Raw genomic sequence first — 17546 nt, 5'->3', positions numbered from 1 at the left:
AAATATTAAAGTCAATTTAATATGTTTGGACTTTAATAATCCCATTAAGAATGAAATTGATTGAATGCCCACGTGATGCTATGCAAGGTCTCCATGAGTTTATACCCACGGAAGATAAAGTGCGCTATATCAATCAGTTACTAAAAGTAGGTTTTGATAGTATTGATTTTGGAAGTTTTGTTTCACCAAAAGCCATTCCGCAACTTCGCGATACTGCTGAAGTTTATGCTCAACTGAACTGGCAGGATAGTCCTTCAAAATTGTTGGCCATTATAGCTAATATAAGAGGAGCGAAGGATGCGATTACCTTTGAAGGGATTTCTTATTTAGGTTTCCCAATGTCCATATCTGAGACTTTTCAACAGCGGAATACTAACAAATCAATTGCCGAAGCACTCAACGAATTGTCGGAGATAAAAAACTTGTGTGAGAGTAAAGGAAAAAAGCTGGTTACCTATGTCAGTATGGGTTTTGGCAATCCTTACAGCGATCCATATGCAGTAGATTTGGTAGGACAATTTGTTGACATTTTGGTTACACTTGGCTCTGACGTAATATCATTAGCAGATACGATTGGTGTATCTACACCAGAGAATATCAAATACCTTTTTACTTCATTGTCAAAGTCTTATCCATCAGTAGAAATTGGCGTTCACCTGCACTCTAATCCAGTTACAGCGCTTGAAAAAATTCAGGCAGCTTACGAATCGGGTTGTAAGCGCTTCGATGGTGCTATAAAGGGTTTGGGCGGTTGCCCAATGGCAGATGATGCATTAGTAGGCAATATGGCAACAGAAACTATTCTTGCTTATTTGGATGAAAAACAAATTAAAACAAGCATTAACAAGGAGGCGTTTGTTAAAGCAATGCAAATGGCTTCAACCATATTTCCCGCACATTGAAATTGGCATAATCATTGACGTTTTAAACAGAATTTTATATTTTAGGTGGTATGAGAAAGACAGCATTACTGGTATTTACGTTTTTATCGTTTGGCGTATTGGCACAAACCTCGAAAGAATACACGCAGAAGGGCAGAGAGTTGATTGGCAAACATGACTACATGGAGGCTATTCTTAATCTGAATAAGGCTATTGAGTTAGATGCTAAGAATTCAAGCGCTTTTTTTTTAAGGGCAACTTTGAAAGAGAAGTTTGAAGACCTGCATGGTGCGATGAAGGATTACAATACAGCCATTGAAGCAAACCCAAAATCTGCTGATGCTTTTTTCGCCAGAGGTAATGTGAAGATGCGTTTGCAGGATTATTATGGAGCCATCGAAGATTTTTCGGCAGCTATTGCAGTAAACGAAAATTTTGTGGAGGCTTACTTCAGCCGCGGTAAAGCCAAACAATTGCTGATGGCTTATGAAGATGCCATAAATGACGTAACGAAAATTATTCAGATCAATCCTAAAAGTGTTGACGCTTATTATATGCGTGGCATTTTACGCATCGATTTTGGTGATATGAAAAATGGTTGTTTGGATTTAAGCAAAGCAGGAGAGTTAGGTGATTTGCGGGCTTATGAAGTGATAAAAGAGAAGTGTAATACAAAGGTAACGGGTAATGATTAAAGTGTAAGAATTTAGAATTATTTCAGTAGCCTGTATTGCGTCTGATTTAGTACTTGAGCTTGTATTGTTTACCCGGAAGTGATTGGACAACTCCGTTAAACTCAAGCGTAAGCAATAAAGAAGCTAATTGACTAACTGCGGTATTACTCTTCCAACTCAATTCATCGATAGTTGAAGGGCTTTTCTCCAATAATAATTTAAGAATAGTTTGTTCTTCAGGTTCGAAGCCTTCTAATGAGAAGGCTTCTTTCTTTTTAATGGGTTTCTTCGCTACCTCCCAATTCATAAGATACTCAAGGTCTTTTGCAGAGGTAATTAAATATGCCTTATTATTTTTTATCAAAGCATTGCATCCTTCAGAATGCGTTTCACCCACATTGCCGGGAAAGGCAAATACATCTTTGTTGTAGCTATTAGCAATTTCTGCAGTAATAAGTGCACCTCCTCTTTCAGCCGCTTCAACCACTACTAAGGCATCGCACAAACCAGCAATGATGCGATTGCGCATCGGAAAATTATGTGCATCAGGTTTAGCACCAAATCGGTTTTCGGTGACCAGGCCTCCATTATGCTGCATTTGGTTAGCAGTGTCTTTATGGCTGGCAGGGTAGATTACATCAATGCCACTGCCCATAACGGCAATGGTTTGCAAGCCTTGCTTTACGGCTTGTTTATGTGCTTGTATATCTATTCCGTAAGCAAGTCCACTGATGATTAGTGCCTGATGCGGTATAAGCTCACTAATTAATTGCTCTACACATTCTCGACCATATGCGGTTGCTTTGCGTGTGCCGACAATGGCTACTGATTTGGGATTTTCAAAATCGATTGATCCCTTACAATACAACAGGGTAGGCGCATCTGGAATTTGTTTTAAACGAGTAGGGTACTCTTTGTCGAGATAAAAAATTAGTTGTGTACTAAGTTTCTCAGCTTTCTTAATTTCCTTCTCGGCCAAATCGAAAGTATTGTGCGCAAGAATGGCATTGGCAGTCACTTCACCAACACCAGGGACTTTTAATAATTTTCCTTTAGGAATATTAAAAACACGTTCAGCTGAGCCACAATAGCTGACCAACTGGCGTAACAAGTAATCTCCTATACCCGGAATAAAATGGAGCGCTAATAAGCACAAGCGAGATTGATCAATCACGCGTTGAAGGTATAGTAAATTGGTAAGCTGAGTGTATTTGTTCTCAGTCTATCTATACTTCAAAAAGTTCAAAATGATTAGTGTAGTTTTTCGCGGAGTTCAACTAGGAAATTACGGACATTCTTTAAAGAATCCAGTAATTCCATTTTATCGCGAACAGACTGATTGTCGTTGCGAAGCATTTCTTTAGCGCCTTGTAAGGTGAATCCTTTTTCTTTTACCAAGTGATAAATAGTGCGGACATTGTCTATGTCCTCTCTGGTAAATTGACGATTGCCCTTTCTGTTCTTTTTAGGTTTGATTACATCAAACTCTGTTTCCCAAAAACGAATGAGCGATGGGGCAACATTAAATATTTCAGCTACCTCGCCAATAGAGTAATAAAGTTTTTCTATTTCCTTCTCTTTGTACGCCATGCTATTGGGCAAGATAAGTAATTAAACCATTCTCGGCAATGCGAACAGGACTTTCAGGAAAATCTTTTTTAGAGAGTTCCTGAATCACTTTAGTTACACGCTTTAAGGAGTCAATTTGTACACCTGTGGTGTGATTTTGAATAGTTGGTGTGATTTCACCCTTTAAAAATTCGCCTTCTTTACTGGTGTATATTTTAACAATAGGCGCCAAACCATTAATGCCAGATACATTAATACCGCGATAAGTACAGAAATTGCCTAGACTGTAAGCAATAAAACGATTTTTATAGACTTCAATACCACGGGTAACATGAGGGCCATGTCCGAAAATGACATCAGCACCAACATCAATCAATTCGTGGGCAAATTTGTAGACATCACCACGATTTTCGCCATAGAACATTTCAATATTACGCGGCACATGCTGGTATTGAGGCCCTTCCGCACCGCCATGAAAAGAAACAATTACTACATCGACCTTGGTATCAAGCTGTTTTACCAACTCCTTAGCGCCAGCCAAATCATTAAGAGGTACACAGTTGCTGTTAGGAGCAAATGCAACCAGTCCATATTTGATACTATCTTTTATAAAAATGACAGTTTTCTGATTGAGTTGTCCGGCATGGAGAATACCTGCATCTTCTAAGGTTTGCATACTGCTTTTTCTGCCTAAATCACCCATGTCACCAGCGTGGTTGTTAGCGAGACTCAACAAATCGAAACCGGCATTGACTAGGTTATCAACGTAGGCAACAGGTGTGCGAAAAGCATAACATACTTTAGGATCGCGACAGGTTTTTGGTGTTCCTCCTTCATCTAACAAAGTACCTTCAAGGTTACCAAACGTAACATCAGCGTTTTTTAAAACAGCTTCTACATCTTTCATCAGAAAGGCACCGTTATTAGCTGGTAATCTATTTTCAGGGTAGTTAGTACCCATCATAATATCACCAACACCAATAATGGTTAGCGTATCTTTTGATTGCGAAAATGCAGTAGTTGAAAGCAGCAGGTAAATAAAAAAGAAAACACTAAGCCTCATGCGTTATAAATTAGGCTACAAAGAAAAGAGATAATTAGATTTAAAACTTAGTAATCCAGCGAACTATTCTCGGTTTTAGCGAACTCAAGAAGTTTTTTATACTCTTTATTACTCAAATCGCGCTGGAAGAAATTGATCGGGTTTATTTGAGTGCCTTTATAGAGTACTTCGTAATGCAAATGTTCTCCGGCAGATCGCCCGGTATTACCTACATAGCCAATAACCTGACCACGTTTTATTTTTTCTCCACGTGCTACAATAAATTTAACCATATGAGCATACCGTGTTTCGAAATCAAAACCATGATCTATAAAAACCACATTTCCAAAAGAGTCAGAATGGTAGGCATCTTGCACTACGCCATCCCCTGTAGCATATATTGGTGTTCCGGTTGGCGCAGTGAAGTCAAGTCCTTTATGCAATGTCCATATTTTCAGTACAGGATTTAAACGCATGCCAAAGGTAGTGTGCAAGTGAAGTACATCCCGATTATCAATGGGTTGAATGGCGGGACGTGAAGCCCATTGCCTTAATTTTTTATCAAGCAATTTCTGCAGTTCATCAAAAGATTCGTTTTGAACCATTAGTCTGTTATTCAACCGCAATGCCCGATCAAAAGTAGAAGAGATCAAAGCATGCTCTTCAAGCGCTTTTGTTTTACGTATAGCACCACCCACACCGGCTTGTCTTTCTATAGGTGACAAAGGTGCTGCATCAAGAATAACGCGGTAGTTTTGATCATCTTCTTCTATAAATGCTTTTAATTTTTGCTCTGTTTCTCCTAATCTGAAATTGAGGTGAAACCAGGCTGTTCTCAAATTGGCATTATTACGTTCAACTTCTAACAGATCCAGTGGTTTGCTATAATTGAGGAAGGTAATGTAAGCACCAAATGCAATGGTTAAAGAAAAACCAAGTATGGCATAAATGCGGTTACGAAGGGCTTTTCCTTTTAGCTCGTAACGCTCATAGGCGCAGGTCTCTTTGTTATAGATATAGCGAGCCATTAATCGAGAGATTGGTTTTGTTTTAAACTAATCGCATACAGCTGCTGGTACTGAGCAGGATCAATATTTTGAAGGAAGTAATAAATGGGATTTTGTTCTCTACCATTTCTGAGCACCTCATAATGTAGGTGAGGGGCACTAGAGCCACCACTATTACCGACAGTGCCTATAACTTGTCCCTTTTTAACTTTCTGACCTTGTCTCACCAAAATGGTTTCAAGGTGCGCATAGCGTGTGCTCAACGTCTGGCTATGTGTTAATTCAATTGTATTACCATAACCGGCCAGTAACTCACTTTTGGTTATATCACTCACATAACCATTTGCACTGGCCACCACTTCTGTTCCACGCGTAGCAGCAATGTCAATTCCTGGATGATCGTACAAGCCCTTGTGAAAAGGATGAATACGCTTACCAAAACCTGAAATGAGTTTACCATTCACAGGTATAATAGAGGGTGTAACACTCAGTTTATCAATAGTCTTCTTACGATCACCAGCCAGTTTATCACCAAAATAAGTGCTGTTAAAAACGGCATCATTGGCAATATCTTTGGTAATGTTGGTCAGTTCTTTTATGCGGTCGCGTAGTACGTTTACGTCCGTTACCATAATGAAAGAGGCATGTTGTATTTCCTTTTTCTCAGGCGCAACAAAAATAGAATTAAAAAGAGAAGCTTTAAGTGCTTTGTCTTTCTCTTCGAGTAGACTTAGTTGTTGTTCACTATCTTCAAATTGCTGTTTTACAACAGCGTAGTGTTGCTTCAATGCTTTGTTTTCACTGCGCAGTCGAATCTCTTCATCACTTTGCCAAACAAGGCCATGAAGTGTAGCAATGCCTACAAAAAGTAAGCATGCAAGTGTAAGTACAAGAGATAACAGACCGCCTATACGCCAAAGGTTTATACCTTCGCGCTCATAGCGGCATGTCTTGGGGTTGTAAATGAATTTTGTCAAAATTTTATCGTCTTTGGGCAGCTAAAAAAATCGCTCTAACTCACTCAAACTCCCCACTTTACGGTTAATTTTGCAGCTTGCCGTTTGCTAAAAACGGACTAATATAGTAAAAACGAGACACTTACAAGTTTTTTAATATGGATTCGGGTTCGATACGCAGGAAGTTTTTAGAGTTTTTTGAGAAAAAAGGGCATCAAATCGTGCCATCTGCGCCTCTGGTGCTGAAAAATGACCCAACCTTGTTATTCACCAACTCTGGTATGGTGCAGTTTAAGGACTGTTTTTTGGGTAATACAACACCCAAAAGCAGCCGCGTGGCGGATACACAAAAATGTTTGCGTGTAAGTGGCAAGCATAATGACCTGGAAGAGGTGGGTATTGATACCTATCACCATACCATGTTTGAAATGTTGGGCAACTGGAGTTTTGGCGATTACTTTAAGAAAGATGCTATTGCTTGGGCGTGGGAATTATTAACAGAAGAATACAAACTGCCGAAAGATCGTCTGTATGTAACCGTATTTGGTGGTGATAAAGGTGATGGTCTTCCGGTAGATGAAGAAGCAAAAGGCTTGTGGAAAGCCTTCATTGATGAAGAACGTATTCTGCACGGCAGTAAGAAAGATAATTTTTGGGAGATGGGCGAGAGTGGCCCATGTGGACCTTGTTCAGAAATACACGTTGACTTGCGCAGCGATGAAGAAGTGAAGAAAGTACCAGGTAAAACGCTTGTCAACAATGATCACCCTCAAGTGGTGGAAATCTGGAACCTCGTGTTCATGGAATTTAACCGCAAAGCCGATGGATCATTAGAAAAGTTGCCAGCACAACATGTGGATACGGGTATGGGCTTCGAACGTTTGTGTATGGCCATACAAGGCAAAACATCTAACTACGATACCGATGTATTTCAACCCCTGATTACTTTTATTGGGGAAGCAGCCAACGTAAAATATAAAGCAGATGAGAAGACAGACATTGCCATGCGCGTGATGGCAGACCATGTACGAGCCGTTTCCTTTGCTATTTGCGATGGTCAGTTGCCTTCTAACACGGGTGCAGGCTATGTGATTAGAAGAATTTTGAGAAGAGCCGTCCGGTATGGATTTACTTTCCTCGATTTCAAAGAACCTTTCATTTACAAACTGGTGCCCGTATTAGCTAATCAGTTAAAAGATGTTTTTGGTGAACTGAAAGCACAGGAAGATTATGTGAGCAAGGTAATTTTTGAAGAGGAGGCTTCTTTTTTGAGGACGCTAGAAAAAGGTTTGAAAAGGATTGATGCCATTATACAAGAGAAGAAAGACAAAGTTATTGCAGGAGATCAAGTTTTTGAATTATATGATACTTTCGGTTTTCCTGTCGATCTGACTTCGCTTATTGCCCGCGAGCGTGGCTTGTCTATTGATGAAACAGGCTTCGAAACGGAAATGAAAAAGCAGAAGGATCGTTCGAAGGCCGCTGCTTCTAAAGAAACCGGTGACTGGATGAGTATTGGTGATGATGTGAAAACTGAATTCACCGGTTATGATTCCCTGGAAGAAGATGTGAAGCTGGTGAAGTACCGCATCATCAAACAAAAAAATAAAGAACAGTTTCAGTTAGTGTTTAACAAAACACCTTTCTATGCTGAAAGTGGTGGTCAGGTAGGTGATACAGGATTTATAGAATCGGCTAACGAGAAAATTTTTATTGTTGATACTAAAAAAGAAAACGAACTCATTGTTCATTTCTCTGATAAATTACCGGAGAGCTTAACTGCCTCTTTCCATGCAGTAGTGCAACGCGACAAGCGCAGACAAAGCATGAATAACCACTCCGCTACGCACTTATTACACGCAGCTTTGCGTCAAGTGCTTGGTAAGCATGTAGAGCAAAAAGGTTCTTTGGTAAACGATAAATTATTGCGCTTCGATTTTTCACACTTCGTAGCTATGACACCTGAAGAAATTCAGCAAGTAGAAGATATCGTGAATCAGAAAGTGCGCGAGAATATTGCGCTGGATGAAAAGCGCAATGTGCCTATCGAACAAGCAAAAACGCTTGGTGCGATGGCCTTGTTTGGAGAGAAGTATGGTGACTTTGTACGCGTTATCACTTTCGATCCGAAATTCTCTGTAGAACTTTGCGGAGGAACTCACGTAAGGGCTACGGGTCACATTGGTTTATTTAAAATAATATCAGAGAGTTCAGTAGCAGCAGGCGTACGTAGAATTGAAGCCATCACAGCTGATGAAGCAGAAGCCTATGTACGCAATGAAGTTTCTTTGCTCGATGAAATACGTGGGATGCTGAAGAACCCTAAAGATTTATCAGCAGCGGTAAAAGCGTTAGCAGAAGAGAAACAGGCATTAGAGAAAAAACTGGAAGTATTTAACCAGGAGAAAGCTAATCAGGTAAAAGATGTATTGGTAACCAAAGCCATTAAGCAAGGTGATAAGACGCTTATCATGGATAAAATATCCTTGCCCAATGCCGATACCGTGAAAAATGTTGCCTATGCATTGCGCAATCAGTTCAATGATTTGTTATTGATATTGGCCGTTGAAGTAGAAGGTAAACCACAGGTGTGTGTGATGGTAGGCGAGCAGTTGGCAGAAACCAAAGTGTATCATGCCGGTAACATGGTGAAAGAATTGGCTAAAGAAATTGATGGTGGAGGCGGAGGACAGCCCTTCTTTGCAACAGCAGGTGGTAAAAATTTAGCGGGTCTTGATGCTGTGCTGGTGAAAGCAAGGGGAATGATTAAATAGTAAGTTGCTGTACCTCGGTCTGTGTCTTCACAGACCGAAAATATAGAATAGAGATAGATGTGGTCTGTGGGGACACAGACCGCGGAGATTGATTAAATGAAATGATGTTGAAAGAATCAATCAGAGATAAATACAAGGTTGTAATAGGTTTAGAAGTGCATGCACAGCTTAGCACGGTTTCTAAAATCTTTAGCAGCGAGTCTGTATCATTTGGTGGTTCCCCTAATACAAACATCAGTGTTGTTAACCTTGCTCATCCCGGCACCTTACCCAAGCTTAATAAAAAAGCATTGGAGTATGCCATTAAAATGGGTTTGGTATGTCAGTCGAAGATTTCGCGTTACAACATCTTCGATCGCAAAAACTATTTTTATCCTGATCTTCCGAAAGGTTATCAGCTTACGCAAGACAGAACACCCATTTGCATAGGTGGTTATGTGCCCATTACACTAAAAGACGGAAGACAAAAAGATATTATACTCAACCGAATTCATTTAGAAGAAGATGCTGGTAAACTGATTCATGATCAGGATAGTGTGTATAGCCTTGTGGATTTGAACAGGGCTGGGACACCGTTAATTGAAATTGTAACAGAACCGGTACTGAGTACATCTGAGGAGGCAGCTGCTTTTTTAACAGAGGTGAGACAGCGTGTTCGTTACCTCGATATTTGTGATGGCAATATGGAAGAAGGTTCCTTGCGCTGCGATGCCAATATCTCTATTATGCTAAAAGATGCGAAGACCTTTGGCAAGAAGGTTGAGATCAAAAATATGAACTCCATTCGCTATGTTCAGAAAGCGATTGATTTTGAGATTGAGCGACAAATAGAAGAAGTAGAAAGAGGAAATAGCATTATATCGGAAACGCGGATGTTTGATATTACTTCTGGCAAGACATACGGCATGCGCGCCAAGGAAGAATTAAATGATTACCGTTATTTTCCTGACCCTGATTTAAGTCCTGTTATTGTTTCGGAGGAATGGTTGAACAGCATTATGGAGAGTCTGCCTTTAATGGCTTACGATTTACATAAGAAATTCACCGAGTTATATGGATTGCCACAGTATGATGCACAAGTATTAACCGATTCTAAAGAAATCGCTTTGTACTTCGAGGAACTTTGTCAACGAACAAAGCATTATAAAGCGGCCTCTAATTGGATGATGGGACCGGTTAAAGCTTATTTGAAAACGTTGACAAATAAGGCATCGGAAATTCCGGTGCGTCCTGTTATACTTGCTGAGTTGATTGATTTAGTGGAAGCAGGCAAACTTAGTTTTTCAATAGCCTCGCAACAGGTATTTCCTGTATTGGCAGAAAAACAAGGGACAAGTGCATTGGAAGTGGCACAGCAATTGAATGTGTTGCAGGAAAGTGATACAGGAAGTTTAATGCCGATCATTGAAGAAGTAATCAATAGCTATCCGCAAAAGGTAGCGGAATATAAAAGTGGAAAGAAGGGAATAATCGCCATGTTTATGGGCGAAGTAATGAAAAGGAGTAAGGGTAAAGCCGACCCTAAACTGGCCAGTGAATTATTATCAAAGAAATTAGAAGTGTTATGAGGAGTTTATTTAAGATTGTTGTTCTAAGTTTTGTTGTATTGATCTCTTGTTCATCCGCCACTACAGAAAGCGAGAGTGATGGGAGTTGGTATGTAACCATCAAGGGTAAGGTGGGTTTTCCACAACAAGGGCAGATTGTTATTCAGGAGTTAAAAAGTAATACTTCTTCAGCATGGGAAGATACGATTACGCTTAAAAGCAATTATGCCTTTGCGAAAAAAATAAAGCTCAGCGAGCCGGGCTACTATCGTATTAATTTTTATAACACACAAGTAATCAATTTAATTGTTGACAGAAGTGATATTGAAGTAAATGTAGACGGTAATAGTCCACAAGGTTTTTCGGAAATAACCGGCTCACGCGATATGGATATTATCTCCAATGCGCAAAAGATGCTTCGTGCAACGGAGACTATGCCTGAAGTAGCAAAGCTGAATGAAGACTTTGCAACAGCACAACGAGAAGGCAATCAGGAAAAGATGTTAGTGTTGCAGCAGGCTTATATGAAGCTAGACAAGGTTAATAAGGATAAGGTAGCAGCTTATCTAAAAGAACAAGCACCATCATTGGCTGTTGTTAATTTATTGCAGAATAACTCATTAGATGCAGACGAGTATTTTGACCTCTATCTTTCAGTAGCGGATAAGTTACGTACAAATTGGGGCAGCTATAGCCATGCTAAAACATTTATTGAAAAAGTTGATAAGCTTAAGAAGCTGGCCATTGGTCAGGAAGCACCAGAAATTGCATTACCTAATCCGGAGGGTCAGGTGGTTAAACTGAGCTCTTTACGCGGACAGTATGTACTGGTTGATTTTTGGGCTAAGTGGTGTGGTCCTTGTCGTAGAGAAAATCCTAATGTAGTAAAAGCATTTAATCGCTTTAAGAGCAAAGGCTTTACTGTGTTTGGCGTTTCATTAGATCGCACTAAAGAAGACTGGGTACAGGCTATTGAACAAGATGGCTTAACATGGACACACGTATCAGACCTTAAATATTTTCAATCAGAGGCAGCTAAGACTTACGATATACAAGGCATTCCTTATTCGCTGTTGTTAGATAAAGAAGGAAAGATTATTGCTAAAAATTTGCGTGGTGCCGCACTGGAACAAAAACTGGAAGAGGTTTTGGGGAAATAGTTCAGAGTACCAGGCTAATATTTATCTCTGCTCAGCGCTACTCGAAGGTAGCTCTGAGTTTGTTAATACTTAAAGCATTTTTTAATTCTCAGAGTCATTACACCAAATTTTTTAGAATTTAAAAAATTGGAGTATTAGATTAATGCGAAATCGACTCAACCTCCTGATAAACCTTTTCCGGTCTTTTATGGATCATCGAAAGTTTTTCAAGCTGCTGCACTTCAATCATGTATACACCAAAATCGACAGTTACTTTCCCTTTAATTAGGTAAAATCCACGACCACGCATGGGATAGGCTTTGTGTACGTTAGGGAAATGTACGGTATCAAAAACATTTCCTTCAGCATCATAGAAAGTACCAAAACTCATCGCATCTCCTTTAGTGGTGCTGGTTGGTTTTGTGGTAACGACATAACCGATAATGCTTACAACCTTATTTAGTTTGTTGGCCAGTTCTTTTGCCAGGGTATTGCCCAGATTTTTATTGGGTAGCAGATCAAAAGGGTCACACAGCGGAAAACCCAGTAATTCAATTTCATCGAAAGCATCTTCATGGTCGCTACGCAATAAAGGTGGCAGCGGAAAGTCTTTTGGTTCAGTATCAAAAAGTACTTCTGTGCTGGGTAGTTTGCTTTTTGAATTACTCAGGTAGAGCATGGCTTCCCACAGCAGACGTTGCTTATTTTTTCCGGTAAACCGGAACGCGCCTATGCGAATGAGAATTCTTACTTGTTCCAGTCCTATACCAGGTATGCGTTGTAAAAAATTATCAAGGCTTGTATAAACACCATGTAGCTGTCGGTTGGCTTCAATGGCTTTTGCTATTTTCTGTTCCAGACTTTTAATATGAATAAAGCCCATAAAGATGGTTTTGCCCTGTATGCTTGTCAGGTAATCGCTATTGTTAAGACAAGGTGCTTGTATAATGGCACCATTCATTCTCGCTTCATGAAAATAGAATTCAGTACTGTAAAAACCACCGAAGTTATTGATCACTCCAACCATAAACTCAAGTGGATAATGTGCTTTTAAGTACAGGCTTTGGTAGCTCTCTACTGCATAGCTGGCAGAATGCCCTTTAGCAAACGAATAACCGGAAAAGCTTTCTATTTCAAACCAGACACGGTCAGTTACTTTTTGTTCATAACCACGTTTCTTACAGTTTGAAAAAAACTGATCGCGTACCCGTTGAAACTCTTCTCGCGAACGATACTTGCCCGACATGCCCCTGCGTAGTACATCTGCTTCTGTTAAAGTTAGTCCTGCAAAGTGATGCGCTACTTTAATAACATCTTCCTGATAGACCATCACACCATACGTCTCGCGCATTAGCTCATCCATTTTTGGATGAATGGCTTCATAAGTACCACCATTTTTTACTGTATGATAACGCTCAATGTAGGCCTTCATCATTCCAGAACTGGCAACCCCTGGCCGTATGATAGAGCTTGCGGCTACAAGTGTTAGATAATCTTCACATTGTAATTTACCCAACAACATACGCATGGCAGGTGATTCTACGTAGAAACAACCCATAGCCTTACTGTTGCGCAGCAGGTCTTTTATTTTTTCATCGTCTTTAAATTTTCTGAACTGGTGTACATCTACATCGATTCCCTGATTTTTCTTTACATGTTTGGCAGTTTCTTTTATATGACCAAGTCCACGTTGACTTAGAATGTCAAACTTATAGATACCAAAATCTTCGGCACTGTGCATTTCGAAATGCGATACTGGTAAACCTTTAGGGGGAAGTTCTGTAGCAGTATACGCATAAATTGGTTTTTCAGTAATGAGTACACCACCGGCATGAATAGAAATGTTGGCTGGCAGGTCTTTCATATATTCTGCGTACCTGAATATAAGTTCGCGTATATGATCTCTTTTTCTATTGGCGTCCGGAAATTCTACGATCTCATCAATCTCTTCTTTAGGTAAACCAAAAACTTTACCCAATTCCCGGATAATGGATTTCCTTTGATAAGTTGTATGTGTACCGAGCAGGCAAACATGTTCTTCACCATAGGTTGAGAAGATATATTGATAAATGGCATCACGGTTATCCCAGGAGAAATCAATGTCGAAATCAGGCGGGGAGGAGCGTTCCTCATTTAAAAAACGTTCGAAGTATAAATCAAGTTCGATAGGGTCTACGTTGGTGATGCCCAGGCAATATGCTACAGTGCTGTTAGCACCGCTTCCACGCCCGACAAAATCATAACCTTCTCGTTTGGCAAAATTGATCAGGTCATAGCTGATTAGATAGTACGCTGTAAAATTTTTACGTTCTATAATGGATAACTCTTTTTCGATACGCTCTTGCCAGATGCGTTGATCATTGCCATAAATTCGCTGATATCCTTTTTTGGTTTCTTCACGCAAATAAGCAATGTCGTTTTCCTTTTTATCTTTTATAACTTTTTTGTTTTTGTCTTCTCCTAAATTAAAATCAAGTGAACATTTGTTGAGTAGTCGCTGTGTATTAGCAATTAGATCGGGGAATTGTTCAAAATTTTTAAGTAACTCAGCTTCAGGCAACATATATTCGCCTCTATCGGCTTGTGCGTGTTCATTGAGTTTGCTCAGCAGCGTGTTACAGGAAATGGCGCGCAATAGTCTATGAATGTTGTGATCTCTGTAGTTTACTTTTTTTGTTTTTCCATTTTGTTCGGTAATGGGTGGCCTTAATGTTACCGGATGGTGTAACACAAATTTGTGTGCAAATTCTTTTCGATCAGCATGCAGCTTATAGGCATTTAGTTGCGATTTACGTACGGTTATAAATTCGTGTTTGCGGAGTAAGTCTGGTTCAATCTTCCCCAGCGGATAGAGAATAAAGGTATCTGATAGTTCTGGAGCCCTCGAGAGAAGATTCACTTCACCACGATTGTACCGCGATAAATGGCGATTAATTTGCTCAAAGCCATTGTTATTGCGCGCCAGCGCGATGTAGAGGAGTTCATCCTCTTTTCGGAACTCAACACCAATGCCAATCTCTAATGAATAGGGTTCTTGCCCATATTTGGTTAGACCATTTTTGGATGGCATATTTTTTTCGCAACAGCGAAGCATCTCGATGTATGACGCTGTATTATTGATTTCTGTTAGTATCAGTTTATGTACACCACACCTTTTAGCTTCGCTGAACAGGTCTTCTATTTGAAGTGTTCCATACTTAAAGCTATAAGCAGTGTGACAATTGAGATACATAGTTGGGGTTCATCAGCCGGCTAAAGGAATTTGCTCATATGGAATCCAGCGGTTGCCGGCACGTTCAAGTACAGTAATACGATCGCAAATAAAGTTGTTGCTGTAATGAATGTTCTGAAAATAAGGCCACGCTTTAGCAAAGTCTTCATAAGGAAGGTTTCGGGCGATGGTAAGGTGAGGCGTATCTGTGGTTTCAGTCAGTTCTGATAAATTATCAGTTATGTCGGTAACTGTTGATTTATTGGCAACATCCAGACAAATGCTTCTGTTTTCGCCATGCAGTAAGGGGCGGCAATCTTTTATGTGAACATGAAATGGTGCATGTATCTGCATCTTATCGGCAATAGACCAGATAAGTTTTAGTGGTTGATCAGTAATGCAATAGCCCAGGGTGATGTGTGCTTTGGCATAACGACTTTTGTACGGGTAACCAACCAGGTTCTCAGCATCTTTTTTAAAGTGATTGACTGTTTCCTGTAACGGTGTTGGTGGCGTTAGTACGAAGAGAAGCTCTTTCGATTTTTCGCTGAATGATGTATGTGAAGGATTCATATTCTCTTGTTTTGTTGTTACGAAGGTATTTTTATTAAATGACAATTTGTGTCAATTTAGGTTTTCTGATCTGTAAGGACAGACCAAGGTTGCGGTACTCACAAACCCTTCTCCCCGGTCTGTGTCCTCACAGACCGGAATGGCTGGGGATATCGGTCACGATTCAAGTACACCAGATTGCGACCTTAATAAAAATCAAAATCGGTCTCTGTAATCAGTTAAAATCCCGAATTCATCTTCACCAGTTTCATAGAATTTAGCTGAAGACCACCTATAGTCTTCGTGCTTAATTACCAAACTCCATTTTTCTTGTAAAGAATTCAGATGTATATACTCTAATTTCTGTTCTGCTTTTGTCTTTCCGTCCAAGTGTATAGCTAAAGGATCGCGCTGCCAAAATCGATGTTTACGTTCAAGATCGCTTTCCTGGTATTGATTGAGCTCTTTGCTATTTTCTTCCATTAACAACTTTAGAAATTGATGACTGGTGAATTTATTAAAACTGGCGTGTGGCATTTCTTTCCCATTGAGTTCAAGCATTTCCCAAATGAGATGAATATGATTGGGCATAATCACGAATGCATAGACTAATATTTTTTTTCGAATAATAAGATTGTTCAGGCAGTCGATAATTACTTGTTTAAGGTCGTCTTTGATGAATAAATGTCTCCAGTTTTTTATAGTGTCTGTCCAAAAATAAACCCTATTCAAATCCATTCTGGAGTTTCTCGTGTCGTATTTTAAATTTCGATCTTCCATTTTTTATAAAAAGATGAAGGTTAATATTTTGTGCTTCCGGTCTGTGGGGACACAGACCGGGGAGATGGATTTGTTTTTTAATTATTCTGGTCTGTGATGACACAGACCAGGGTTAGGATTTATTTTTTTAATTGTTCCGGTCTGTGATGACACAGACCAGGGTGATTTTAATTAACCAGGTTCTTCCTTACTTTTCCTTTAAACATATTCATTTCCATACGCACACGCTTGCTCACATCGAGTGTAGTGGCCCTTACTAATTTTTCTGATCCGTATTTGTGTTTGATATAATCCATTTCTTCGTACAGGTTAATGTCTTGTTCGGTATCATCAAATAAATTGATCTGGTGATTGCCGTGCACCAGGTTGCTTAGTCGTATGCCTACTAAGCGAATCAACATCCTGCGATTATAGAGTTTATTAAAGAGCTCTTGTACTACACGCAGTATAATGTGATCGGAAGAAGTGTAGGGAACGTGTACTTGTTTGGTTTCTGTGTCGAAGTTGGAATAACGTATTTTTACAGTGATGCAAGCCGTGAGTTTCTTTTGTTCACGCAGCTGAAATGCTACTTTTTCAACCATGGCAATCAGAATCGATTTCAGTCTTTTAACATCAATAGTGTCTTCTTCGAAAGTTGATTCAGTAGAAATGGACTTTTGTTCGCTATGGGGCACAACAGGTGTATCGTCAATGCCATGTGCTTTGTTCCAGAGGCTTACACCATTTTTACCAAAGGCACTTACTAAAAATTTTAGTGGCATGTCGCGCAACGTAGCCACTGTGCGCACCCCCATATCGTATAAAAAAGTGGCAGTTTGTTTGCCTACCATAGGCAGTTTATCGACAGCCAGTGGCGCTAGGAAATTCTGCTCGTCACCCGAAACAATATGCATTTTTGCATATGGTTTAAATTCTGCGGTGGCTACTTTAGACACCAGCTTATTGACAGACATACCTAATGAAATAGGGAGTGCGCTTTCTTTAATGATCTGTTGTTGTAATTGCAGCGCCCACTTAAAAGCCCCAAAAAACTTATCCATACCACTGGCATCAATGTAAAACTCATCAATAGATGCTTTTTCGAATAGGGGAGCGTGGTAGGCAATAATCTCTGTTACTTCATGCGACATTTGGCTATAAGCCTCCATATCACCGGAAATGATAGTAGCCTCAGGGCAGAGCTGCATGGCCAGATACATGGGCATGGCAGAATGTACACCAAAGGCACGTGCCTCATAACTGCAGGCTGCTACTACGCCCCTGCGACTTTGACCGCCTACAATAAGCGGCTTACCCTTCAAAGACGGATTTTTGCGGCACTCTACGGCTACAAAGAAAGCGTCCAAATCCATGTGAATGATGTTCCGATCCATACTGCAACATTAACTAAATAAATTAGTAAAATGTTATG

Annotated in this window: 14 protein-coding genes; 5 read left to right on the top strand and 9 right to left on the bottom strand. The window is 39.9% G+C overall.

All coding sequences use genetic code 11. The annotated features are described in order from the left end of the window. The first annotated feature begins 50 nt into the window (after nt 1-50). Complete coding sequence (locus SanaruYs_RS03820; RefSeq protein WP_127121165.1) at nt 51-902, top strand: hydroxymethylglutaryl-CoA lyase; 852 nt, start codon at nt 51-53, stop codon at nt 900-902. A 50-nt stretch (nt 903-952) separates the two neighbouring features. After that, complete coding sequence (locus SanaruYs_RS03815; RefSeq protein WP_127121164.1) at nt 953-1576, top strand: tetratricopeptide repeat protein; 624 nt, start codon at nt 953-955, stop codon at nt 1574-1576. 46 nt (nt 1577-1622) lie between these two features. Here the strand turns inward: SanaruYs_RS03815 and dprA are convergent, their stop codons facing one another. From dprA to SanaruYs_RS03790, 5 genes are all read right to left on the bottom strand, one after another. Then, nucleotides 1623-2729, bottom strand: a complete 1107-nt coding sequence (gene dprA / locus SanaruYs_RS03810) for a DNA-processing protein DprA (RefSeq protein WP_306307919.1) — start codon at nt 2727-2729, stop codon at nt 1623-1625. Between the two features lie 77 nt (nt 2730-2806). Continuing rightward, the gene (locus tag SanaruYs_RS03805; RefSeq protein ID WP_127121163.1) at nt 2807-3145 is read right to left on the bottom strand and encodes a MerR family transcriptional regulator; all 339 of its coding nucleotides are present in this window, start codon (nt 3143-3145) and stop codon (nt 2807-2809) included. A gap of 1 nt (nt 3146) precedes the next feature. Further along, nucleotides 3147-4187, bottom strand: coding sequence for a CapA family protein (locus tag SanaruYs_RS03800; protein ID WP_127121162.1), 1041 nt, complete (start codon nt 4185-4187; stop codon nt 3147-3149). A 47-nt stretch (nt 4188-4234) separates the two neighbouring features. After that, the gene (locus tag SanaruYs_RS03795; RefSeq protein WP_127121161.1) at nt 4235-5194 is read right to left on the bottom strand and encodes a M23 family metallopeptidase; all 960 of its coding nucleotides are present in this window, start codon (nt 5192-5194) and stop codon (nt 4235-4237) included. Continuing rightward, on the bottom strand, nt 5194-6150 hold the full coding sequence (locus SanaruYs_RS03790; RefSeq protein ID WP_127121160.1) for a M23 family metallopeptidase: 957 nt from the start codon (nt 6148-6150) through the stop codon (nt 5194-5196). The genes SanaruYs_RS03795 and SanaruYs_RS03790 overlap by 1 nt, the downstream gene beginning before the upstream one ends. A gap of 137 nt (nt 6151-6287) precedes the next feature. Between SanaruYs_RS03790 and alaS the strand changes: the two genes are divergently transcribed. The 3 genes from alaS to SanaruYs_RS03775 all read left to right on the top strand — a co-directional run bounded on the left by alaS (nt 6288) and on the right by SanaruYs_RS03775 (nt 11610). Then, entirely contained in the window at nt 6288-8903 is a 2616-nt protein-coding gene (gene alaS / locus SanaruYs_RS03785; RefSeq protein ID WP_127121159.1) for an alanine--tRNA ligase, read from the top strand. Between the two features lie 104 nt (nt 8904-9007). Beyond that, nucleotides 9008-10471, top strand: coding sequence for an Asp-tRNA(Asn)/Glu-tRNA(Gln) amidotransferase subunit GatB (gatB, locus tag SanaruYs_RS03780; protein WP_127121331.1), 1464 nt, complete (start codon nt 9008-9010; stop codon nt 10469-10471). Continuing rightward, complete coding sequence (locus SanaruYs_RS03775; RefSeq protein ID WP_160118575.1) at nt 10468-11610, top strand: TlpA family protein disulfide reductase; 1143 nt, start codon at nt 10468-10470, stop codon at nt 11608-11610. Before gatB ends, SanaruYs_RS03775 begins: the two co-directional genes overlap by 4 nt. A 139-nt stretch (nt 11611-11749) precedes the next feature. Here SanaruYs_RS03775 and SanaruYs_RS03770 read toward each other — a convergent pair whose 3' ends face one another. The 4 genes from SanaruYs_RS03770 to dinB form a co-directional block, all read right to left on the bottom strand. Next, nucleotides 11750-14821 carry a DNA polymerase III subunit alpha gene (locus tag SanaruYs_RS03770; RefSeq protein WP_127121158.1) on the bottom strand — a complete coding sequence of 1024 codons (3072 nt, stop codon included), beginning with the start codon at nt 14819-14821 and terminating at the stop codon, nt 11750-11752. Nucleotides 14822-14833: 12 nt separating this feature from the next. After that, complete coding sequence (locus SanaruYs_RS03765; RefSeq protein ID WP_127121157.1) at nt 14834-15373, bottom strand: 2'-5' RNA ligase family protein; 540 nt, start codon at nt 15371-15373, stop codon at nt 14834-14836. A 195-nt stretch (nt 15374-15568) separates the two neighbouring features. Next, complete coding sequence (locus tag SanaruYs_RS03760) at nt 15569-16132, bottom strand: transposase (RefSeq protein WP_246011829.1); 564 nt, start codon at nt 16130-16132, stop codon at nt 15569-15571. Nucleotides 16133-16299: 167 nt separating this feature from the next. Beyond that, entirely contained in the window at nt 16300-17508 is a 1209-nt protein-coding gene (dinB, locus tag SanaruYs_RS03755; protein WP_127121156.1) for a DNA polymerase IV, read from the bottom strand. Nucleotides 17509-17546 lie beyond the last annotated feature (38 nt).

The organism is Chryseotalea sanaruensis (assembly GCF_003990915.1).
GTDB classification, from domain to species: Bacteria; Bacteroidota; Bacteroidia; order Cytophagales; family Cyclobacteriaceae; genus Chryseotalea; species Chryseotalea sanaruensis.
Note: the sequence above shows the minus strand (reverse complement) of the source record. Positions and strands in the feature narration are given on the sequence as shown.